Source organism: Aliivibrio logei, assembly GCF_001691055.1.
Lineage (GTDB): Bacteria > Pseudomonadota > Gammaproteobacteria > Enterobacterales > Vibrionaceae > Aliivibrio > Aliivibrio salmonicida.
On the sequence record NZ_MAJU01000008.1, the window covers coordinates 641,361 to 664,659 of the forward strand.

The 23,299-nt window shown below is 38.4% G+C and carries 20 protein-coding genes; 6 read left to right on the plus strand and 14 right to left on the minus strand.

The features are described from left to right. From A6E04_RS07060 to A6E04_RS07080, 5 genes are all read right to left on the minus strand, one after another. A complete protein-coding gene (locus A6E04_RS07060; protein ID WP_017020565.1) occupies nucleotides 1-1,101 on the minus strand; it encodes a transporter substrate-binding domain-containing protein in 1,101 nt (366 codons plus the stop codon). A 182-nt stretch (nucleotides 1,102-1,283) separates the two neighbouring features. Next, on the minus strand, nucleotides 1,284-3,197 hold the full coding sequence (locus A6E04_RS07065; protein WP_065610675.1) for a TRAP transporter permease: 1,914 nt from the start codon (nucleotides 3,195-3,197) through the stop codon (nucleotides 1,284-1,286). 83 nt (nucleotides 3,198-3,280) lie between these two features. Then, on the minus strand, nucleotides 3,281-4,213 hold the full coding sequence (locus tag A6E04_RS07070; protein ID WP_017020567.1) for a TAXI family TRAP transporter solute-binding subunit: 933 nt from the start codon (nucleotides 4,211-4,213) through the stop codon (nucleotides 3,281-3,283). Between the two features lie 233 nt (nucleotides 4,214-4,446). Next, nucleotides 4,447-6,252: a choice-of-anchor I family protein gene (locus tag A6E04_RS07075; protein WP_065610677.1), complete on the minus strand. Its 1,806-nt coding sequence runs from the start codon at nucleotides 6,250-6,252 to the stop codon at nucleotides 4,447-4,449. A 268-nt stretch (nucleotides 6,253-6,520) separates the two neighbouring features. Beyond that, nucleotides 6,521-7,834, minus strand: coding sequence for an anaerobic C4-dicarboxylate transporter family protein (locus A6E04_RS07080; protein WP_017020569.1), 1,314 nt, complete (start codon nucleotides 7,832-7,834; stop codon nucleotides 6,521-6,523). Between the two features lie 434 nt (nucleotides 7,835-8,268). On the opposite strand from A6E04_RS07080, the gene A6E04_RS07085 reads away from it, so the two are divergent. Then, the gene (locus A6E04_RS07085) at nucleotides 8,269-8,697 is read left to right on the plus strand and encodes an N-acetyltransferase (RefSeq protein ID WP_065610679.1); all 429 of its coding nucleotides are present in this window, start codon (nucleotides 8,269-8,271) and stop codon (nucleotides 8,695-8,697) included. Nucleotides 8,698-8,737: 40 nt separating this feature from the next. Here the strand turns inward: A6E04_RS07085 and A6E04_RS07090 are convergent, their stop codons facing one another. Beyond that, the gene (locus A6E04_RS07090; RefSeq protein ID WP_017020571.1) at nucleotides 8,738-9,220 is read right to left on the minus strand and encodes a hypothetical protein; all 483 of its coding nucleotides are present in this window, start codon (nucleotides 9,218-9,220) and stop codon (nucleotides 8,738-8,740) included. Further along, complete coding sequence (locus A6E04_RS07095; RefSeq protein WP_065610681.1) at nucleotides 9,211-10,119, minus strand: winged helix-turn-helix domain-containing protein; 909 nt, start codon at nucleotides 10,117-10,119, stop codon at nucleotides 9,211-9,213. The genes A6E04_RS07090 and A6E04_RS07095 overlap by 10 nt, the downstream gene beginning before the upstream one ends. A gap of 374 nt (nucleotides 10,120-10,493) precedes the next feature. Between A6E04_RS07095 and A6E04_RS07100 the strand changes: the two genes are divergently transcribed. Together A6E04_RS07100 and A6E04_RS07105 are read left to right on the plus strand one after the other, a co-directional pair. Next, the gene (locus A6E04_RS07100; RefSeq protein ID WP_065610683.1) at nucleotides 10,494-11,084 is read left to right on the plus strand and encodes a porin family protein; all 591 of its coding nucleotides are present in this window, start codon (nucleotides 10,494-10,496) and stop codon (nucleotides 11,082-11,084) included. Nucleotides 11,085-11,296: 212 nt separating this feature from the next. After that, nucleotides 11,297-14,053 (plus strand): hypothetical protein, encoded by a 2,757-nt coding sequence (locus A6E04_RS07105; RefSeq protein ID WP_065610685.1) that lies wholly within the window; start codon nucleotides 11,297-11,299, stop codon nucleotides 14,051-14,053. 105 nt (nucleotides 14,054-14,158) lie between these two features. Here A6E04_RS07105 and A6E04_RS07110 read toward each other — a convergent pair whose 3' ends face one another. The 3 genes from A6E04_RS07110 to A6E04_RS07120 form a co-directional block, all read right to left on the minus strand. Further along, nucleotides 14,159-14,626, minus strand: coding sequence for a DUF2127 domain-containing protein (locus tag A6E04_RS07110; RefSeq protein WP_241802833.1), 468 nt, complete (start codon nucleotides 14,624-14,626; stop codon nucleotides 14,159-14,161). Between the two features lie 320 nt (nucleotides 14,627-14,946). Next, the gene (brnQ, locus tag A6E04_RS07115; protein ID WP_065610687.1) at nucleotides 14,947-16,245 is read right to left on the minus strand and encodes a branched-chain amino acid transport system II carrier protein; all 1,299 of its coding nucleotides are present in this window, start codon (nucleotides 16,243-16,245) and stop codon (nucleotides 14,947-14,949) included. Nucleotides 16,246-16,601: 356 nt separating this feature from the next. Beyond that, nucleotides 16,602-17,690 (minus strand): threonine aldolase family protein, encoded by a 1,089-nt coding sequence (locus tag A6E04_RS07120; RefSeq protein ID WP_065610689.1) that lies wholly within the window; start codon nucleotides 17,688-17,690, stop codon nucleotides 16,602-16,604. Between the two features lie 184 nt (nucleotides 17,691-17,874). Between A6E04_RS07120 and A6E04_RS07125 the strand changes: the two genes are divergently transcribed. Next, nucleotides 17,875-18,399, plus strand: coding sequence for a DUF1993 domain-containing protein (locus tag A6E04_RS07125; RefSeq protein ID WP_017020578.1), 525 nt, complete (start codon nucleotides 17,875-17,877; stop codon nucleotides 18,397-18,399). A 73-nt stretch (nucleotides 18,400-18,472) separates the two neighbouring features. Here A6E04_RS07125 and A6E04_RS07130 read toward each other — a convergent pair whose 3' ends face one another. From A6E04_RS07130 to A6E04_RS07140, 3 genes are all read right to left on the minus strand, one after another. Beyond that, entirely contained in the window at nucleotides 18,473-18,700 is a 228-nt protein-coding gene (locus A6E04_RS07130; RefSeq protein ID WP_017020579.1) for a helix-turn-helix domain-containing protein, read from the minus strand. A gap of 9 nt (nucleotides 18,701-18,709) precedes the next feature. Next, nucleotides 18,710-19,258 (minus strand): DUF2975 domain-containing protein, encoded by a 549-nt coding sequence (locus tag A6E04_RS07135; protein WP_065610691.1) that lies wholly within the window; start codon nucleotides 19,256-19,258, stop codon nucleotides 18,710-18,712. 155 nt (nucleotides 19,259-19,413) lie between these two features. Next, entirely contained in the window at nucleotides 19,414-20,151 is a 738-nt protein-coding gene (locus A6E04_RS07140) for a subclass B1 metallo-beta-lactamase ALI-1 (protein ID WP_026025287.1), read from the minus strand. A 206-nt stretch (nucleotides 20,152-20,357) separates the two neighbouring features. Here A6E04_RS07140 and A6E04_RS07145 point away from each other — a divergent pair, with 206 nt between their 5' ends. Next, nucleotides 20,358-20,960, plus strand: coding sequence for a LysE family translocator (locus tag A6E04_RS07145; protein WP_065610693.1), 603 nt, complete (start codon nucleotides 20,358-20,360; stop codon nucleotides 20,958-20,960). A gap of 14 nt (nucleotides 20,961-20,974) precedes the next feature. Beyond that, the gene (locus A6E04_RS07150; protein WP_241802835.1) at nucleotides 20,975-21,805 is read left to right on the plus strand and encodes an AraC family transcriptional regulator; all 831 of its coding nucleotides are present in this window, start codon (nucleotides 20,975-20,977) and stop codon (nucleotides 21,803-21,805) included. 3 nt (nucleotides 21,806-21,808) lie between these two features. Here the strand turns inward: A6E04_RS07150 and A6E04_RS07155 are convergent, their stop codons facing one another. Beyond that, entirely contained in the window at nucleotides 21,809-23,296 is a 1,488-nt protein-coding gene (locus tag A6E04_RS07155) for an ABC transporter substrate-binding protein (protein ID WP_065610982.1), read from the minus strand. Nucleotides 23,297-23,299 lie beyond the last annotated feature (3 nt).

A 23,299-nucleotide genomic window follows, 5' to 3' on the forward strand; every position in this document is an offset into this window, starting at 1 on the left:
TCACTTTTCTGTAAAATATTCTAACAAGATCTGATGCCACTCTGTGGTTTCACGAATTTGTAATAAAGCCCGGTTGATTTCTTCTTCGTATTCACTGTTTTCAATCAACACTAGGCCATAATTTTGTTTTTCTAACTGATAAGGAAGTACGACTAACTCGTTAAATAATTGCTTATTTTTACCTTGTTTTATCATGTACCGTAATACCGCATCATCCGCCACAATAGCATCAACCTGATCATTCTCTAATGCCAATAATAACTCATCCATGGTTTGATAATTTTCATGAGCAATACTGTGATCAGCCAACAATAGTGATGCCGTTGTGGCTTGCTTTGTTCCTGTTCTGAGCTTAGATAAATCATTCACGTTTTTCACATCAAATCTTAATTGTTCTAATGTGAGTGAACTGGTCAAAATAGCGGTGATACTGGCAATAAATACTGTGGAGAACATGGCGATCAATACCGTCATCACTCGTGCTGATAAGGTTTTAAATTCAAAGTAATTAAACGGCCCTTTTGTGATGAATAAAACCCCTAAGATCAACGCTTCCGCCAAGCGACCTTTCTTGGTTGGCATTGAATATAATTTGTCATTATTTTTTCGTTCTAACAAATAAAAGAACCCACCGACACTAATCGCCACAGTGAAAAAAATACCTATCGCTTTCCATAAGGTCGGGTTAGTGACAATGCTAATAAACGTATCGAAATAGCTACGGCTTTTCACCGCAATAGCCAGATGCGTTTCGTAGAAAGAATGAGAAAAATCGACCCGTGCCTCACGATCAGGCGTGATAGAGATACACGATATCCCAACGTCAATGTCGCCTTTTTCTGAGGCTAACAGCAAATCATCAAGTTCGTAGTTCTGTAAGGTATAAGTCGCGCCCATGATCTCAGCAATACGTTCCCACAACGTCATGCTTAGACCTTCAAACTCTTGACCTTTGTCGTGAAAGATAAACGGTGGGCAATGATATGTCCCTACTTTAAGCTCGGTATTCGCTTGGCTTTTTTCTATTCCTCCAATCATCGCCGCCACGAAAATAACCATTGAAATAACACAATGACGGAAACCCCTTTTCTCATCAAACATACCACTCTCCCATGTATCCTCAAAAACGCCCTACTGAATTGATTCTCTTATTAAAAGGTAGCAGTTGAATGGTGATTATTCGACTTATAGATCTCAATATTCAGCAATAGATACAAAAATCCCCTTTGATTCTGATAACCAAAGAGGATTCTAATTAAGATACGTTTTTTAATGATAAAAGACTAACTCTGGCTCACCCGCCCTCTGCCTTTCCATTGAATCACAATCAAACCCAGCATAATAATAATGCCGAGAAAACCGACACCAAAAGGATTAAGCATAACTAACGGGATGGTAAAAAAGGCCAATAACCTTTCAACTGCGGTTAGTGGACGTAATAAATACCCTTCAATAAAGATAGCAATCGCAATAATGATCGTCAGAGTTTGTACGATAGAAAAACCAAGATCCATCGCACTGGCATCAGAATTAACTAAATTGGTATACGCCATCATGATTGGAATAATGAATAACCCACCAGCCAATTTAAACGCCTCAACAGAAGACTTCATTGGATTAGCATTCGCAACACCGGCACCGGCAAAGGCAGCTAAAGCAATCGGAGGAGTCACATTTGAGGTTTGCGATAACCAAAACACAATAAGATGTGCTGTTAATAATGGTAAACCAAAATCACTTAACATTGGCACCGCCATTACCGCTAATACAATATAGGCCGCAGTCACGGGTAATCCCATGCCTAACACTAAAGCAACAAGGCTTATTAACCCTAAAGCTATTAGCATGTAACCGCCAGAGAAATCCATCACAAATTGAGTGAATTGCAAACCAATCCCAGTTTGTCCAACGACCCCAACTATAATACCGGCAGCACCACACGCAGCGGAAATAGGTAATGCCATTAAGGCACCGTTTTTCATGCCTTCAATGAATTTTTTCAAGCCAATTCGGCTGTGCTTACGCAATGCCGCAGTCACTAGAATAGCGGCACAACCAGCCACACCGACCAGTAATGGAGAGTAAGCCATCATAAGTAATGTTGTGATCAGTGCTAATGGAATTAAATGGTGCGCGCCATCTTTCATCACGCTCATTACGGCTTCTGTTCGACTTACGGCTTTAAGATCAAGCTTACACGCCATTAAATGCACGTATAACAAGGTACAGAAGAAATACAAAATCGCAGGTGCGATAGAGGCCAACATGATTTCGCTGTAAGGTACGCCTGTAAACTGTGCCATTACAAACGCACCTGCCCCCATGATTGGTGGCATAATTTGCCCGCCCGTTGAGGCCGCGGCTTCAATCCCTGCGGCTTGCTCTGGTTTATAACCCAACTTTTTCATCATAGGAATGGTGATTGAGCCTGTGGTTACTGTATTTGCTATTGCTGAACCTGAAATAGAGCCGAGCCCTGCCGAGGCCAATACTGCCGCTTTTGCTGGACCACCACGATATTTACCCGCAATAGAGAATGCCAAATCAATAAAGAATTTACCTGCGCCTGTGACTTCTAAAAATGCCCCGAATAACACAAAGATAAAGACCGTTGTTGCTGCAATGCCTAAGGCGGAGCCAAAAATGCCGTTAGCCGAAAATATTTGAAATTGAATGAGTTCTTGTAGAGAGTATGACTTGATTGCAAAGCCACTCGGTAATAAATCACCAAATGCGCTGTAGGATAGAAATAATACCGCGATAAGAACCATCACCCAGCCGACCGTTCGACGACATCCTTCCATTAATAAGAGAATTAACGAACACCCTGCAATCATGTCTGGCAGTTGTAGTCCATAAAATAGATGGTTGATGTCGTTATAATCAAATATCGACATGCGATAAGCTGCAAAAACAATCAAGCCACATAGCGCGAGATCAATGACTCGTCCTACAAGGTATAAATGGCTTTTTCGGTTACTAATTAATGGGTAGTGCAAAAAAATAAGAACAAGCACCCAACAAAGATGTATAGGGCGAAAATACGTCGCAGAAATGGTTGAGCTAATGCCCTGCCAAATTTGAAACATTGAGAGCGCAACAGCAATACCTAAAATGAGATACCCAAATACATTTACTGTTTTTTCATGAGGTAAATGCTCTATATCAGGTTGATTTTTATCGGTCATAATATCCATATTAATGCCTTTGGATAAAGTCAGAAAAGAAGAAAAGGCAAGCGAGACACTTACCCTTTCGTTTTGCGTGTATTTGGCGCTTATTATTTCATGATTGAATCAAGATATTTTTGAGCACCAGGATGAAGAGGGACACCTTGTAAGCGATCTGCATTTTCAGGTGTTGTCATCTCAGCCATTTTCACCACTTTACGAACATCACCGATATTTTCATACGCGGCTTTCGTTAAGTTATAGGCCATGTCATCACTCATTTTTGCGTTTACAACCAATACGTTCCATACGCTTAATGTCGATACTTCACCTACATTGTTGTATACACCAGCAGGCATATCGTACGTGCTGTATGCAGGGTATTTTTTCATGAACATTGCACTTTCTTCTGGTGTAATTGAAAGCACTTTAATTTTATGCGTTAGCGCAATTTGAGTTACCGCCCCTACGCCTTGACCGCCCACAATAAAGCCTGCATCAATTTGACCATTCGCAAGCGCATTAGTCGTTTCAGAATAATTTAAATACACGGCATCAATGTCTTTTTTCACATCAATACCTAAAGATTCAAGCAACGCAGCAGACGTCACAGCCGTACCACTGGCAGGAGCCCCTAAAGACACTCGTTTGCCTTTTAGTTGTGATAATGACGTAATGCCTGACTTTTCAAGAGTTAAGGTGTGCACCAAATTTGGATACAGTGCAAAAAGGGTGTTGACTGGCATTTTTTTCGGAAATTTACCTTCGCCATTGTAGGCATCAAGCACGACATTTCCCATTGCGATACCTGCGATCATATCGCCACGTACCACTTTGATTGTGTTCTCTACTGAAGCGGCAGTCACTTCCGCTTTCGCATTCACATCGGGTACATGTTCTGACCACACTTTTGCTAACGCACCACCAAACGGATAATAGATCCCACTCTGTCCACCCGTACCAATTGAATAGTTCTCAGCGTTCACCGCTGATGGCAATATAAATAATAAAGCCAATAGTAAGTTACGTTTAAACACAATCATCTCCTTGATTATTAATATTTATTCAGATAAAAACTCTGCACAAAATGTTTATAATAGATTCATTTATCAGCAAGCTCACATTACCCGCGGTGAAATGAAAGTCCAATAAGTTACATTGCAAATGTGAACTTAGTGTTAATTTATTGTGTCTGTCTAATTTTGTAAAAACAAAAAAGGCAACCAACACACGCTGATTGCCTTTCTCTCTGTCTTACTTTTATTATGGGGGGAAATTACATATCGATACGGTACACAGAAGTCGTCCCACTGACTTCATTACCCACAGCGATAAAATGATCACCTAAACGAGTAAAGTACTTAATGGATTCAGGCCCTAAATCCCCTGCTTTCGGATTGTAGATCCCATTTTTACATTCGCCCTCGGTATCAACTTGGGTACACACTGGTTCATCAAAATTACGATTATTCACATACGTAATAAAGCGAGATTCTTTCGGCTCTGTTACGTCGTATACCATCACGCCGCCTTGACGCTCTAGGCCAATAAACGCATATTGACGACCATTAATACTTGCTACCTCAATCGCTTCTGGCTCGGCACCTTTGTCATCACTGCGGTCATCAGCACTGCTGTTATTATCATTAGTACTATTGAAGTTTTCTTTATTCTTCTCAAACACGATACGAGCAAACTCATCGCCGCTATCAAAAACAAGTTCACCAAATTCATCCCATATAGAGAACGAACGGCTACCAAATGCTTGTACTTTTTCATCAGCGGCTAATGTACCTTGTGGCTTAACCACTTTTAAACGAGCTAACTGGTTTTTATCTTTTAATGCCGTAGCTAGCGGATGATTTTTATCAACATCCAGCTTTTTACCACGAACTTCATCACCATAAACAAGGCAAAAATCTTGTTTGGTTGCATAATCTGTCGTGCCCTTGTAGTCCTCACCATCCCATGAATACGATTCTTCATCACAACGTTGTTGGGTGGTTTGGAACCCATATTCTCTGCCGTCACCTTCATTCGCAGTGACTATATAGGCAGCGCCATTTACGCTGTAACTGGTTATACTGTCTGGCATATACAACCCTTCAAGCATTGGGTAATTTTGGAAATTCCCTAGTGTTTTATCTTTATTTGAAGCGTCTAATTGAGCGTTTTCCCATGATTTTCCACCCAAACCAAAAATACCATCAATCGATGCACTTTCTACATCAATCGCGGCTAATGCATTGTTCTCTTGTAATGCGACATACAACTTACCGTTATCGGCAAAAGTGAGGTATTCAGGTTCGAGATCTTGGGAAACGCTTGCCGTCGGTGCAGAAATACGAACTTTATCTGTTAACTCTGAATGACGTGAGCCCCCCTTGTCAAACGCATTAAAATCAAGTTGAATAACTGACGCATTTAATGGGCCATTAGCAATATCGATTAACGTTACGCTGCCTTCTGGATCAATTGAATAATCGGCATTCGGCTCCCCTTCATTCGCTGCTGCAATATAACGACCGTCTTTAGAAAAACTCACCATATCAGGCAAAGCACCTGCGGGGTATGTCGTGAGTAGTTCAAGAGAATCCGATCGGAACAAAGCAATAATGCCATTCTTCTGTTTATCTTTGTTTTCAACCGCAACAGCAACTAACCCATTATGAGCAGAGACACTGTTTGCTGCACCAATCTCAATACCAGAACGCTTCGCTGCTGATTGAAGATCAATATACCCTGCCGCCTTTGGTTGGCTATTAGCATCAAGAGTTAATACATCAATTTTTTTGGCTTGAGCGTTTACAACATACAACTTATCAGTACACGAGTCGTAACTGACGATCTCTGCAGCAGAGGTAACAAAGGGGGCATCAGCGATGGATGAACCAACGAACGTCAGTCCACGAATGCCTGAACTGCCGCGCTTTGGCTCTTCTTGTGATTTACATTGAATACCAAAAGTGTCTATTGCTGAAAATGTATTTTCTGATGTTGGTATATTTGATTGCTGGCTACAACCTAACAATGCTGAAGTGACCACCGCTAATGTGGTTAAAGTGAGAGTATTACGATTCATATATCCTCCATGATCAATTTGATTTGGCGATCATAGAATGGTTATGTGACAGTTTGTTTTCGGATTTATTGCGAATTAAAGACAAAAAGGCAATAGCTCGATGCTATTGCCTTTTTTATACCCATCACTTTTATAAGTCCGAGTTTTATATTCTTATTTTTATTGCTAGCCAAAGACGAAGTTAGTAATGGAAACCATTAATACTTCATTCCCGTGCATAATAACAACAAATAAGTACGACGTACAGTTTAATGGCTATTATTAATGACTATAGAACCATACTTGCAAAAACAAAACCAAATATGATACTAAAAACCATACTCAATAAACCAGGGATCATGAAACTGTGGTTAAAGATATACTTACCAATCTTGGTTGTTCCTGTTCGGTCAAAATCAATAGAAGCGATAATTGGACCGTAGTTAGGAATAAAGAAGTAACCATTTACAGCAACAAAAGTAGCTATAATCACTTCAGGTGGAAGACCCAAAGTAATCGCAACAGGCACAAGTACCGCAGTGGTTGCCCCTTGGCTGTTTACCATTACTGATAAGCCAAATAATGCAAAAGCAAATGTCCATGGCGCTACTTCAACTAACCCTGAAACCGCTTCTTTTACCATGATGTCATGACCCGCAATAAACGTATCACCTAACCATGCAATACCAAAGATAGCCACAATTGCACGCATACCCGCATGGAATACAGAACCTTGGGTTATTTCATTACCATCAGGCTTACAAAGTAAAATAATCAACGCTGCCATGGCTAACATGACGATCTCAATCGTATGTGCCATTCCCATAGGTGAGCCATTAAAGTTAGGACGTAATGATGGGAACGCGCCCATAATAACAACCACAATTGCGCCAAATAAGAATAAACCCACGGCTTTTTTAGCGCCCGGTTTAATCTCAATCTCTTCAACTTTAACTTCTGCTTCCATTTCCTTACGAAAGACAGGATCTTGCATACGACGCTGATATTCAGGATCGTCTTTTAGATCCTTACCTAGCTTGTTTACGATGACGCAAGCCAGTGCTAAACCACAGAAAGTTCCAGGGATCGTAATCATTAGTACATCAGCAAGAGTAATTCCCTGCGGCTCTAAAAAAGCAACCAAAGCAACAACCGCTGCCGCGATCGGACTTGCTACAATAGCAAATTGTGATGCGATAACCGCCATACCTAATGGGCGTTCAGGACGAATGCCACTACGACGACTCACTTCTGAAATAACAGGCAATACAGAATAAGCAACGTGCCCTGTACCCGCTAAGAAAGTAAACATGTACGTCACTAAAGGAGCAATAAAGGTAATGTGACGTGGATTTTTACGCAAAATACGTGATGCAATCTTAATTAAATATTCAAGACCGCCCGCCGCTTGCATGGCTGCAGCAGCTGCAACAACCGCCATGATCATTAACATAACGTCGATCGGTGGACTGGTAGGTTGTAATCCAAAAACAAAACTCAGTATGGCTAAGCCAATACCTCCCATAACACCTAAGCCGATGCCGCCAATACGAGCACCAATTAAAATACATACTAATACGATTATAAATTCGATTAAAAACACATCAATCTCCCTGATGATAGCTTTTATATACTTAATTTCTAAATTGCTGCGTTATACCGTCAGCAGTTTAAACTCCAAAAATCGAGAGGATAATAATCAGGTTATACATTCAATAAATAGCTGCAGATCACACATCATTAATAATTATATAAATAAATTAAACACACAAATAAACAACATTTAATTTACTTTAGTTACTATTTTCAATCAAAAAAATCATTATACTGAATACTATTCATGCCGTATTTTTCACTCTATAAATAATCATTGCCAAACCCTACCTTACTTGTCACTTAATTCATTCCTCTACAATAAGTAAACAAAAAAACGCGCTAATTTATTCAAATAACGCATTCTGTCGTAAATATTCAATGCTAATCATCATTGTTCATTCATACTCTTTTCAACATACGAAATAGGAATTTATTAATACTATGATCAGAAAATACAATGCAACAGACATCAATCAAGTGCTCAGCATTTGGCTTAACGCATCAATTAAAGCGCACGATTTTGTGGCTGAAGAGTTTTGGCAATCACAATGTGAAAACATGCGTAATATCTATATCCCAGCATCAGAAACGTATGTTTGTGAAAAAGATAACGCCGTCATCGGTTTTTATTCTTTATATGAAAATCATCTTGCTGCTATTTTTGTTTCTCCAGAACATCAAGGCAATGGCATTGGGCAACAATTAATGACGCACGCTAAACAGCAACGAAATGCACTAAGCTTATCTGTCTATAAACAAAACGAAGCCAGTTACCAATTCTACTTAAAGCAGGGGTTTTCAGTGAAGAGTGAACAAGTGGATGAGCATACTGGATACATGGCGTATTCGATGACGTTTGATGTGAAATAATAAGGGAGGAGAGGTAATTAACAACTACCTCTTCTTTTATTTAAGAAGCAAAACAGACAAAATTCTTATCTTCATTTTTAATACGATTCTGGAAATACAATTGATCATCATCAATCATATATTTTAGATCAAACTCAAATCCTTTTAGGGATTCAATATCTCGAATAAAAATAGGCGCATTCTTAGGTTGTCTATGCCAATCTATTTTCTTATAAACCAGTGATATTTTATTCTTAGCAACCGTTTTGTACCCTAATTCATAAAGCAATTCGTACTTTTCCCTCTCTCCGTTTTTAAACACTAATTCCCCGGATTGATAGAGTGTTAAATTCGAAGACGAAGCAAAATCAAATAAATCTCGTTCAAGAATTTCTTGATACTTTTCATAAGGTGCTGAAGTGAAGCCCGTCGACAATTCATTGCAAGACCAACGAGTCCCAGAAAACTCGGTATTTTCTGGCATCCATTTATAAATACCGGCTCCAATTAAAATTAAGAATAGAACTAGATTTACTATTCGCATATTAATTTCGCTCTTTTTAGGCCGTTCGCAATAATGGTTGGTAAATTTTCATGTGAAAACTTACTTAATGAATAATTGCTATTTCGGTTGCTGTTTTTTGCAACAATGTACCCTTTCAATGAGTAAGTATCGTCATCGTACACAGAGTCATACATACGGATATAAATTTCAGCATTACACTCAACTAAATTTAAAGACTCAAGACCCGATTGAATGGCCTCAATATTATCTTTACCTCTTGTGTTATTAAGTATGTAGAAATCTGTATTTTTGATCTCAAAATGATTGTAATTTTCTTTCACTAAAAAATAAGGAACAGACGATGCTTTCTCATACCAGCACACTGCTGCGATTAATGAGCATAAACAAAAAGCGATTAATGCCGATTTCAAAGAAGGCTTTGTTAATAATCGCACGCGAGAACGGCCGACTTCAGTCGTCGGCAACACCGGCACATCGTTACTGATTGCGACATTATCATTAACCATTAAGGGGTCCTCAGCTTGAGGAGACACCAAAATGGCTTTCGGTTCGATATTATCAATAACTGGCGGTATAATTTTGGGTTCAATTACCGGTTGCATAACGACGGTTTCATCTACGGTCAGTAAATACCCTACTTTACTAACGGTTTTTATCGCAATGCCTTCAGCCTCTAACTGGATAAGATTACGTCTTAATCCAGAGATAACATTCGTTAAGGCTTGATCGGTAACAATCGCCCCTTCCCAACAAACATCAAACAGTTCATCACGATCGATGCAATTTCCTTTTTGCTCTAACAATAATGTGAAGACGTTATAAGGCAAAGGCCTAAGTATAATTGCATCATCCGCATTATTACTTAACCTTCTTGTCGCGGGTTCTAAAACCAAATTTGCAATTGTGATTTTCTGCATTTGAGCCTAACGACAGTTAATTCTATTGAGTCATTTTGCTTATTTGAAAACAAAATCAGATGTAATGTAATTAAAATGAACATTTCGTTACGTTTTTTCTTACTAATATGCCAGTCTACCGAAAAAAGAATACAAATCAACGATTCACTATAACTTTGAAATGAAAATCTACGAATTATTTATAAAACAACGGATTAAATAACTTTCATCTTTCAACAGATTTAGTTATCAACCAATTTTGTTTTTTAAAACTGAGATAATAAATCAAACAAAATTCACATATTTGTATTTAGTGTGGAACTCATTTAGTTTATTTCCATCGTCTATTTACTATGTAGTTAACTTTACCTATTAGATTTATACGGGACAACAAAATGAAAAAATCGATACTATTATTAGCGTTACTGCCTGCTTGTTCATACGCAAATGCCGCAACAAATGATGTCTCTGGCGTTTACTTAGGCGGTGGTTTTGGTACGACTGATTTTGATGATGATGGTGGCTTTGGTGCAGCCAACATTAATGATAATGACTCTACCTTTAAATTAATTGGTGGCTACCAGTTTAACCGCATTGTTGCAGTAGAAATGCAATATACAAAATACGGTGATTTAAAACTTACCCATTATAATTCTCCTATTAACGGAACCGTTGAGCATTCTTCTGTATCACTTGCCGCAAACGTAGGTTATACCTTTGACAGCGGTTGGAGACCATTTGCTATTGCTGGCCTAGGTTCAATAGAACAATCAGGAAAAGCATACGGACTTTCTGATAGCGATAGCGGTACTTCTTTCCACTATGGTGCAGGTGTTGAATATACACCTAAAACATTAGGTGGCCTTGCCTTCCGTGTTGCTTATGAAGGCGACCTCTTTGTTGTTGATTCTGGCAGTAATAATATCGATGATGATTACGCAATGACAATTGGTACATTGTACGCTGGCGCAACTTACAAATTCTAATAATAACGATTGTTGACTAGGCTAGGATACGAATAAAAACGGGGAACTTTTGATTGCCCGTTTTTTATTTCAACTCGAATAACAATATGACGTTAAAAATAGACCTATAATTTATTTATCTCACCCAATGTCATTCCATTGAATTTTTCATCGACCGTTTGTTTAAATCAATAGTTAAATAACGCAACCTTAAACATATTAAGAGAATTTAAATGAAGATATTCCTTACTGGATTAACGTTATTGATTGCAGTTCCAACTCTTGTGCATTCAGCGCCATTAGTAACGCCTAATCAAGCAGGTGTTGCTCAAGATCAGGATTACTACACCCAAGACGTGCGTAATACTCGCCTTATTTTTACAGAAGAAAACAAACAACACGCCGAACATGCTGCAGGTGTTGAGAGCATATTACAGCCAGCTTATGAGGACACCTTTGGCTATCAAATGGATGACCGTTTAAATGTCGGCTTGATGTCATCTTATAATCAAATTGCCAATGGTTTTTCGACTCAATTCCCACTTAACCGACAAATCAACTATATGGGTGGAGCACAACTTCCCGACTATTTCTCATCAAGCTCTTGGCTCGATACCTTGTTGTTTCATGAAACCGCTCATGATTACCAAATGAACGCGAAAGATAACGTAGTCTCTAAGTCTATGTTTGCTGTGTTACATAATGGGTCAATTGGACCGATTGGTATTATTCCTGCTGTATTACCTAACTCAACCTCTTCCAGTTTTATGCTTGAGGGTAATGCTGTTTTAAATGAATCTTGGCATGGTCAAGGGGGGCGACTTTATAGTGGTCGATACCGAGCAATGACACATGTACACGCTAAAGCCGGTAACTTATCGCCAGAGCGCCTTTATAACGACACGCTTTTCTTTCCGTATGGAGAGAGTACTTATGTTTTCGGTTCTCAGTACCAATATTATCTCGCCGATACTTACGGTCTAGATGTCACTAATAAGTATTTCAAAAATCGCTCTCAGCATTGGTTATGGCCTTTTCAAGTTAACAAACCAATGAAGAAAACCGTTGGCGAAGATTTTGATAGCACTTTTGCCGCATGGGTTAAAAAAGAAACCCAAGAGGCAAAAGAGATGCAATTAGCACAAGGGAAGGTCATTGCACGCTCTAAATATTATGGTGAACTGAATACCCAGCAAGGCAATATTCTTTTCTTAACCAATCCGACCGCTGTTCGAGCCCCTACTCTGGTTCATTATGATTTAACCAATAATGAAGTAAAAAAAGAAAGTAGCAGCTTAGATATGGGGAAAGTCTATTACAGCCAAGATAAATACTATACGGTTTCAGGACGTCGTACTTCAGTTTGGCGTACCACTCAAGGTTTATTTAATAACGATGCTCAAATTAAAGAAGGCAGCGAAGGCCGAGTTCATCAAGGCTATATGAGCGATGGAAAAGACGTGTATTTCAAAACCACGGAGTCTTTTGTTCAACCTCAACTTTATGTTGGCGACAAGTTTTATAGCGCAGTTAATTCATCGGTCTTAGTTAAGAATGACAACCTCTATTACTTTGTCCAAAAAGGTAATAATCGAACGTTATATCGTAATAAAGAAGCGATCTTAACCCTACCCGCTTTCTATACCATCGTTAAAGATGTGGATAGCCAAGGCAGAGTTTACTTTATCGCAAACACTGAAACAGGTAGCTCTCTTTATCGAACTAAAGACGGGGAAATTGAACGTGTTCTTAGTGCAGACAACGTAATTGATGCTCGATTGATTAATGATGACAAAGTACTAGCAACAGCGATCTCTGCGGATGACTATTATTATGTTGTTGAAAATATGGAGATAACGGCAGAAGCGCCTTATCAAGTTAAGCTTTTTTGGGATGACAAAGGTGGCCTAGCCGATCAACAGCAGCAAAAATTAGCCAACCTTGAAGACAAACAGCTCAACACCGATACGTCTTATGGGCTGTTCAACAATATTCACTACAGCCGAGGGGCGTTAACGGTTGGCGCAGTGACTGAGAAAAAGGATAACGGTGATAGTAAGCAAAAATTACGTTATAACGCGACGTTTGAGTTTACTGATCCTCTAGAGCGTAGCACCTATAGCCTTTGGGCAATGAATGATGATGAATACAGTGATTTGATCGGTGCTGGTTTCAGCAATAACCAATTTTTCATTATGGGTGGTGTTCGTGCTTATTATGTCTTAAATGATAATTACTCTGATAATAATATCCAAAAAGATCAGACTCGCAGTAGCGGGGTTGCTGCTCAGTTACGTTTGCCCTTCCTGCAAACAGGGTTTTGGAATGCGGAAATCTCTAGTAATTTCTATCAAGATTACAAATTAGATGAACGTGAACCCTTATCTGCTCAGTTAGATATATCTCGTACAGAACACTACGGCAATAGCTGGTTATTAAACAAAGAAGCCGCGGTTTCACTTTATGGCGTTCAAGATCGACATGACATGATTCACGGTGCTTCTTTATCTTTTGGCACTGATTTACCTTCTGAGTTTTACATTAACCTATCAGGAAAGTATTCAGGCAGTGATACAAACAAAGCAGGGATATATGAGCGTCGAGGTGTCGAGCTAACACAAGGCAGTGATTTTATAAATAACGACCCTAGTAGCTTTATTATGCCGTCACTTAAAGACGATGCTTTTGCTGAAACTGCTAGCTTGGCTGAGTTAAAACTATCAAAAGTGATTAACCTATCAGCTTATTCTTTCAAAGGCCCAATATCATTGCGTCGTGAGATGATTGAATTTTCTTACCGACGTTATGATTTAGGAAATGTAAATACTCTGGGTGACGTAGCGATTAACCAAGGCGTTGTTGGGCTTCATTTTGATACCTTAATAATGAATGTATTGCCTATTGGATTTTACACTCAATATATTCACAATGATGAAAACCCAATCACCGATAAGAACAGCTTCCAAGCCGGATTATCCGTTCCATTATAATCGCTAGTCTATAAGTACCAAAAATCCCCTTACTCTCAACAAATAAGGGGATTTTTGTATTTATGACGAAACTTATTCAGTGCATATTTGAAGATAAATTAACGATCAGGATATTGGCGTGACTTTTTTCTTATCGAGGATCACATAAGCCATGTATCCTACAACAATGATATTAATAATGAATGCACCAAAACTCAGAATACTTGTACGGAAGATAATTTCATAAAGTTCAAAAGGGATATAGATAGCCCCGCTGACTAAAGCAAACCATTCAGTCCATACTTGTGCTCGCCATAGTCCATAAGCTTCAACAAGTCGAATGATTGAATACACCACCGCAGCAATGGTAAATAACATGATTTTAGCGTCAGTTAATCCACTCGCAGCATCAATAAATACACTAGGTAAATGACTTGCCGGATTTAAGTGTAAACGACTCACTATTAATTCAGCTAAATGGCGTAAATTATGACCCGCTAAAGCATGCACCCCAAAAGCAACCAATAGAGAGATTATCCCCTTACTGGCTTCCAATATGGCAACCGCACGTAGCCCTTTCTTTATTGTTGTCACATTAACCTCTTTCAACTCAACACTTTCTCTTATAGAAAAAGTCATTCAATAGCACGAGTATCCCCCCTAAATTCTATTTTTAAAAGCTTATAAATACACATAGAAGCAGGAAAAAATTTAGGTTGTAGCCCTATCGTTAATATTAACAATTAAGATAATAAACGCATTTACAATAAACATTTGAAAGTAACGATATGTTAACTAAACCAACGATTAACTCATAAATTAGCGATTTAAACACATTCTCAATAGTGAATGATCCCTAATGTAAACTCATAGGGATCTTATCTATTAACCGCTTTATTTGCCTTTATCTAGTCTTAGTTCGATGACTCTAATGCACTCGATTTTCGGTTTAGTAATAGACTAATAAATACGGTTATCACTACAGGTAAAAACCAACTCGCATGAGCCGAAAAGAGAGGAATATAATGAGTTAATGATGCAGATAAAGAATCAGACAATAAACCCAAAATATGCAGTGCATCTAACCCACCAAATACAACGCTAATCATCACAACACTAACGTATGAAATAGTATTGTGTTTTGTCGTAGGTAAAAACCACGCCGCTAATACTAAAGCAATCGCCACCGGACATAATATGAGTATAGCAGGTAAGCTGATAGCCAAGATTTGCTCTAATCCGAAGTTAGCAACAACGCCCGTCATCGCTGTAACGATAATCGCGGTAATCGCAAACGGAGTGCGGAACGTTTGTTGGCTGTACTCAGCACACGCATTCGTCAACCCTACCGTCGTCGTTAAACACGCCATAATAATAATACCTGCTAATAAGTATTGACCTAGTGGACCAAATATCTCAGCAACATAACGCGTTAATAATTCACCACCATTGGTTGCGCCTTCAGCAATAGACGTTGATGTCGCACCAACATAAGCCATCGCTAAATAACACGCCGACATTAGCAGCGCATAAATCAACGTGACTTTAAGCGTTGCTTGAAAAACATCTTTTGGTGATTCACACCCTTTATCACGAATGGCTTTAATGATGACCCAGCCAAACCCAACGGCCGCAATCGCATCCATTGTCATGTAACCTTGGATCAAACCGCTTGTGATGGCTTTATTCTGATAACTGGCACTCGGATCACCAAGAACACCTAATGGCGTAATAATGGCCGCTAACGCTAACGCGGCTAGCATAAGAACAAGCAGTGGCGTCATGACTTTACCAATGTAATCCACCAACTTACCTCTTTGGAAAGCCAACAATAATGTAGCTCCCACAAACATAACCGAGAAAAGCATTAAATGATCACCAGAAAAGAAAGGCTTGATTCCCATTTCATACGCAACCGTTACTGCTCGTGGCATTCCAAACGCAGGACCAATTGCAATAAAAAGTAATACCCAAAAAGCAATCGCCAATGGTTTCGGTAACGCTTGAGTTAGTTGACCACTGTCACTCAGTCGCCCTAAAACAATCAGCGTTAATGCTGGAAGTCCAACCGCGGTAAGTAAAAAGCCGAGCATTGCTGGAAAGAATTGAGTGCCAGCTTCAAGGCCAAGAAAAGGAGGAAATATGATGTTTCCTGCACCAAGGAACATGGCAAACGTCATTAGACCAATCGCAAGCAAGTTGTGTTTTTTCAATGTACAAGTCCTTATTGCTATTGGGCTGTGCCCTATTAGCTTTATTGTGGACCGTCAGATTGGCTGAAAAAAGAAGAAGAAAATTAAGAAGTCCTCCGTCAGCCTGGCTGACGGAAGTGCCGCCAGCCTAGTTAATAATCACTAGAATGACCGCAATAATAGTTGATGTTACACGCGACACAGCACCGAGCACTATTTGGCACAAAGCAGCAAATTTTGGGGCTGTAGAAGAAAACATGGATATATCCTAGTCATTTATCGTGGTAACCAAATCAATATATAAGTAATAAACCACAATGTAAACACAATAACAGTTAAAAATCTTGCCGCTATCACATGAACCAGTTTGATTCACTTTAAGTATTGGAAAATTCTATTTTTTCTGCCACCCAGTCCAAAAGTTTTTTTAATGCCTCATCGGGCATATCAAGTAGCGTATCGCCAATGTACCACTCAATCTGAACTTGATTCTCTAATGACGTGTATTGTGGATTACCAAACCAGACTCCTTTCTCTCTCGCTAATTGATCACGCATCATCGAGGCTTTCTCATAACTTAAAGGAAGATATAAATGCAACATATTCGCATTGGGTTTCGTTGGGTTAACCGTAAATTGAGAGTAACTATTTAATAATTCATACACAGACTTAGTGCGTTCAAATAAGCTAGGCATTGCTTTTATACGCGTCTCAAATTGCATGGCAGCAGAAACAATATATGGTGTTTTGTGATAAACATTACCACCTTGGCGTTTCATCCATATGTCTGCTTTTTCAATCATGGCTTTACTGCCAAGTAGCATTGAACCACCTAAGCCATTAATTCCTTTGTACAAGGAGACATACGTGCTTTCAAAACCCTTAGCGATCTCTTGGTATGACTTGCCATAATAAGCCGCACATTCCCAAATTCTCGCCCCATCCATATGCAAATGAATCTGTTCTTCTTTGCAATGCTGCTTAATTCGTTTCAGTTCAGACCATAAAGGCAATTGCCCTCCAATTTCTCTCATTGGTAATTCATATACCGCAGCCGCTATTTTATCCGGCCATGCTTTTAAATCATCAACATTCCACGTTCGAAATACATGACCAACAGGCAGAACGTTAAATCGATTTTGCAATTGATAGCCTTGACGTTCATGGCGAAAAATATGACAGGTTTCATGCATGGCAACAATATTGTTATTTTTCTCTTCGCACACCATTTCTAATAACGTGGGCTGAGTCATGGTACCCGTCATCACAAACAAGCCCGCCTCATAACCCAATAGATCCGCGACTTTTTGTTCGAAGGCTTGAATTAATGCTCCTTCACCGTACACATCATGATGAATATCATTATCTCTACACCACTCAGCCATTTTTAAAAACTCATCGGCTGGTTTGTTCTCTTTATTACCAGAAAGTTGAGTATGGCACTGCTGTCGTAATGTTACTGTCATCAAAAATATCCTTATTAACAAATGTGCCAGTTATTCTTAGGCCTACGTTATTGTGCCGTTTATAAACAAAGAAGCAAAGCATTGTAAATAGAATAAGGATTGCGCATCTTTTACTGCCGTATTTGCAAATTGATTACTATTTATCTACATTGATATCTCTTTCGTCATAAATAAAGGAATTTTCATGACTATGCTTTCCGACATCACTCTCACCCCTTTTTCAAATTCACTCAATGTTGCGATTCATTTAATGACCAAAGCCAAATCCCATTTTGAAACGCAAAATAGAGAGCAAAATGACATTGTGGGACTTCAATTAGTTAATGATATGCTTCCTCTTTCATTCCAAGTAAGTTCAATTTGTAAGCATACTCTTGGGGCAACAAAAGCCGTATTAAGCGGTGACTTTTATATTCCATCACCTTTAGGTGAAATTGATTTTAATGGCTTAATTGAATTACTTAAAAATACACAAAAAGAGTTGAGTGAAATTACAGAAAATGAGGTCAATTCACGCTCAGGTGAAACCGTTATTTTCCACTATCCAGAACGACCTATGCCGTTTACTGCTGAGAATTTCATTACCTCATTCTCAACACCAAATCTGTATTTTCATCAAACCACACTGTACAACTTACTTCGAAAAGAAGGCGTGCCATTGAGTAAATTAGATTTCATTGGTGCTTTATCTCTTAGCCCTTCAGAGTAAAGTTCACAATAGCCAATTAAAAAAGCCCTGTTTAGCAATCACTAAACAGGGCTTAAATAGAACCAAGGTATTATTAATCGGTTGTTTTTCTATCCAAGTCCACCACATATTCCAATATATCGCCTGGCTGACATTCAAGGATTTCACACAGTTTATCTAATGTCGCTAAACGAACAGCCTTTGCTTTCCCATTTTTTAAAATAGACAAATTTGCTTCTGTGATCCCAACTTCTTGGGCCAAGTGCTTTAGGCGCATTTTTCGCTTCGCCATCATGACATCTAAATTTATACGAATGGTCATCACGAATCCTTAAATTGTATGCTCGTTTTCATCAGCAAGAATATACCCTTCTTTCATGACCCATGAAATTATTAACGTAATAAAACCAAATAGTAACGTTAAAAAATCCATACCAACAAAACTGATCGCTAATATGCGCTCACCGGGAGGATTATTAAATGATAAAATCACGGACATTGCTGCACCATAAATAACAGAAAACCCTACCCAATAAAACAAGCTATATCCTAATTTCTGATAACTCAATGCATTCTCAAGCGAGAAAATTTCATTACGCTCGTAGTTGCGAAACAAATGAATTAATACATTTAAAGCGTACATCACAACACTGCATAACAATAAACTAACGATGATGGCAAACATACGAGTTGTTAACGTTAGTGGTAATTGCGTATAACTATTAACATCGATCGTAGTCTGAATAATTCCGAATGAGGTAAGAAAATCATATTGAGTTTCAATGGTTAACCAATAATAAAGTACAGCTATCGGTGTAAAAACCAAAAATCCTTGAAAAAGTATACGTGCGCGGCGACTTTGTTTTTGAATATTAGACATAATGAATAACCTTATTGATTTGATACACAGACAATACAGTGCAAACAATGTCAAATCAATATAATTTTATCGCAAAACGATAATAAAATATTAAAAGTCGATATGCAAAATACAAAAAAGGCACTATTTCTCAAAATGCCTTTTCATAAGATTGACTAAATTTTTCCGGTAATATCGACAGTATGACTAATAATACTCGTCCCTTCACCAACGTTCCCGTGTCCAGGAACAACAAAATTTGCTTGAGGGTATTTCGTTAATACTTTTTGAGCAGACCCCGCCCATGCTTTCATATCGGCATCACCAGTCCACCCTATCGTATTCACCTCATTTGCTCGCATTAAACAGCCGCCAAGTAATACTTTTTCTTTTGGTAACCATACCACCGCATTATCTTTAGTATGGCCTCCTCCCGGATAGAAAACTTCAATCTTATTTTCTAACAACACAAAATTATCACCTGAAAATTGATGATTCGTCGCTTTCTTGTTATCACCTTTCAAAAATTTGTTCGTTAATGCAGACGCGTAAGTCTCAAAGTGATGTTCTTGCAGATATTCTAAACCACCAGTTTGATCTTCATGAAAATGAGAAAAGACCGTTTTCTTTAATGTTAATCCTCTGTTTTCAATCCACGTCATCAACTGAGGCATGTTCGACGCATTCCATGGCGTATCAATCAAATACGCATCCTTTCCATCAACATACACTAAAGAATTAGCATCGACCAAAATAGGTTTCTTTGGGCTCTGTAAGTTTTTAAATTCACGATACGATTTAACTAAAAACACATTATTCGTGATTTCTTCAAATTGAAGCGGTTTAACTACAGGCTCTGCTGCTGCATTAAAGCCAATAACCGAGCTTAGTAATGCGAGAGTAAGTTTAAACATAAATTTCATTCCTTTTTAAATATGACCGTAAACATACAATATTCTCCCTCTTGCTACTGTTAATTAAATGTAAAATATTCATTGAGATCAACACGGATTTTTCGTTTATTTTCAATAATCGACTTAATAAAAAACAGTTTTGTACAATCTTCATGTCGATTTAATGAGTTATTGTATAAAGAACTCAAGGATGAAAAAGAAAACTTATGACTTTATTTTTAGCAATGGCAATGTTTGCACTCATCACCTCCCTCTCTCCTGGGCCGGTAAATATTCTCGCTACCATTACTGGTGCTAATCATGGGTATGTAAAAACCATTCCCCATATTTTTGGTGCTACTGTTGGGTTTGTCTCTATTCTTATCCTATTAGGATTAGGGCTGATACAAGTCTTAGATAATTCCCATACGGCAACATCCATTTTAAATTACCTTGGAAGCACTTTTCTGCTTTATTTGGCTTATAAAGTAGCGACGAGCGATAGAGCAGACCAAGATAGAGATAATAAAGGCAATGCTCCAACGATGGTACAAGGCTTATTGTGTCAATGGTTAAACCCAAAAGCTTGGATTGTGTCTTTATCTGGCGTGACCATCTTTTCGAGTAACGGTGTGATTCCTCTCGAAGATCTTGGGGCGTTTAGTATGATATTTTTTATCGTATGTTACTGCTGTATATCGACGTGGGCATTACTCGGGTTAACGATTGGACGATATTTAGAGCACCCTATTCATTATAAAATCTTTAATCGACTTATGGGGTCATTGCTCGCATTAACCGTCGTTTATGTCTTCTTTATATCAAATTAACAATGGACGTTATATTGGCTAATTCAAAAACACATTTTTTACGATCATCCGTTCTTCCGTTTGAGTTACGTTATTCTGGTAATTCAAATGCCTGCTATAAAAAACACTCACATCGCGAATTTTCTATTGGTGTCGTAGATAGCGGCGTTAGTGAATACATAAATCAAAATTCAAAACAAGAAATCAGCATCGGCTCTACGGTCATTATCAATCCTGAAACCGTACATTCCTGTAATCCAAAATCGGGGACTAACTGGAGCTATAAAATGCTTTTTGTTGAACCTGATTGGTTAATACAGTTACAAACAAGCATCACTGGTAAAGAGTATAACGAGTTTCATCCCTTTCAACAAAATCACAGCCGGTGCCCTACTCTGTATCAGAATTTCCAATCATTAACGCAAGTCCTAATTGAAAACGAATCGTCATTATTAGTGGAAGAATCCGCCATCACTTTCTTCTCTACTCTGTTTATTAATGATCTTAAAGCAATGCCGTCCCACAAGACCATTCCCAAACAAGCAACTCATCTCGCATATCAATACATCTCTGATAATGTTGATAAAAACATGTCTATCTCTGAGATAGCGAAAGAGTCTGGTTTGAGCGATTTTTATCTTATCCATTCATTTAAAAAACAATACGGAATAACACCGCATGCCTACCAAATGATGATGAAAATAAATAAAGCCAAAGACTTATTAAAAAAGGGAAATGATATTGCGTCGATAGCCACAGATCTTGGCTTTACCGATCAAAGTCACTTTCATCGACACTTTAAAAGCATCGTTGCCGCGACACCAAAGCAATATAAAATAGACAAGCACTCAACGTTTAATGATTAATGATTAATGATTAGCTATCCACAATTTAGCTAAATCACACCAACCAAAACCGTTCATTCTTACCTCTTTTAGATTTTCAGAGGTGATGAGTTCAAACGAATCTTTCTTAACGATATCAATAACGCCTATCTGTTGTAACCAATCATACAGTTGCTCCAACTCTTCAACCGCTAACGCTAAATCGGGAGTATTTCTTATGTCAGATACCTTATTTAGAAATAAATCATAATCGACGTCTTTAACGATTTTGTTTTTAAACGGATAAAGAGATAAAAAAGCCAGACGACTGTATAACCGATCACTTTCTTCAAGAATGCTACACAGTGCAGTATCCGCTTGATGATGGTAGTCGCCATAAAAAACGTCTTGTAGTGTCTGAGATGAATATAATTTTTTGGCTAAGGCTTTGCATTCATTGTTGTTTTCATAAGTCACTATATTAGAGCAATCCAAGTTACTGCCTTGTTTTTTTATTATCATAAACAAAGAATCATACTTACTTTTATACGTAACTTTCTTTTCTGGAAATGACAAACTTAGCTGATTTTGCGCGCAAACTTTATCTTTTGCCCATTCTTCATACACCCACAAATCCACTCTTTCCAACAACGGTAACACTAAGACATAGTGCTCAAATCGGCCTAATCGGATCATTCTTGGTGACCACACTTCAACCTGAAATGGGCCAGAACCAACGATCTTATCTGTCGATACATGAATAGGATAAATAGAGGCTTCACTCCGAGCCAATAATCTTGGCAAATGAAAGTCGCCCTCTGATAAGGTGATTTCAATACACTCTTCAGAAAGAAACCTAATCCCTTTGAGGTTAGAATAAAGTGGACTCCAATAATAGTTGGCTATCAGTGTTTTTAAACAACGTACAACATCTTTTGCCGTTAACGGATTTCCGTCATGACAGACAACGCCACTTCGAAGATAAAAACGCCACTGTGCTGCAGAAGAATCATGCTCCCAATGATGTGCAAAATCAGGGTGAATAATATCGTTATCAATACTCACTAAACGCTGAAAAATTTGACTCACTAAATAACGCTCGGTACGACAGATTGCGTGATGAGGTAATAAGGAGCCAATCTTCCGATGAAAAGGCATACAAACCGAGCGTGGTACGATGTTATTGGAATGGAGAAGATACTTTTTAAGCTCAATAGAAGCATTACGTCCACCAAAACTGAGTATATTCAAAACAGAGTCAGTATTACCAGAATCGACTACATTAGACACGCAGTCATAACACGCTTCAATCGGTTCTTTATAACACGTTAATTGTGCTTTTTTACTGCGACCCGGCGTTGCTTTCCATTCAATCCAACCCGTATTAACCAATCTCTTAATCACGGTTTGAACATGACGTTCACTCACCTTCAATAGTAATGAAAGCTCTGTAATATTACAGCTTGATGCTACCGGTCCATACTTACGAAAAAGTATTTCATAAACCTCTAGTTTTCTTTTTATATTCTCCATTGC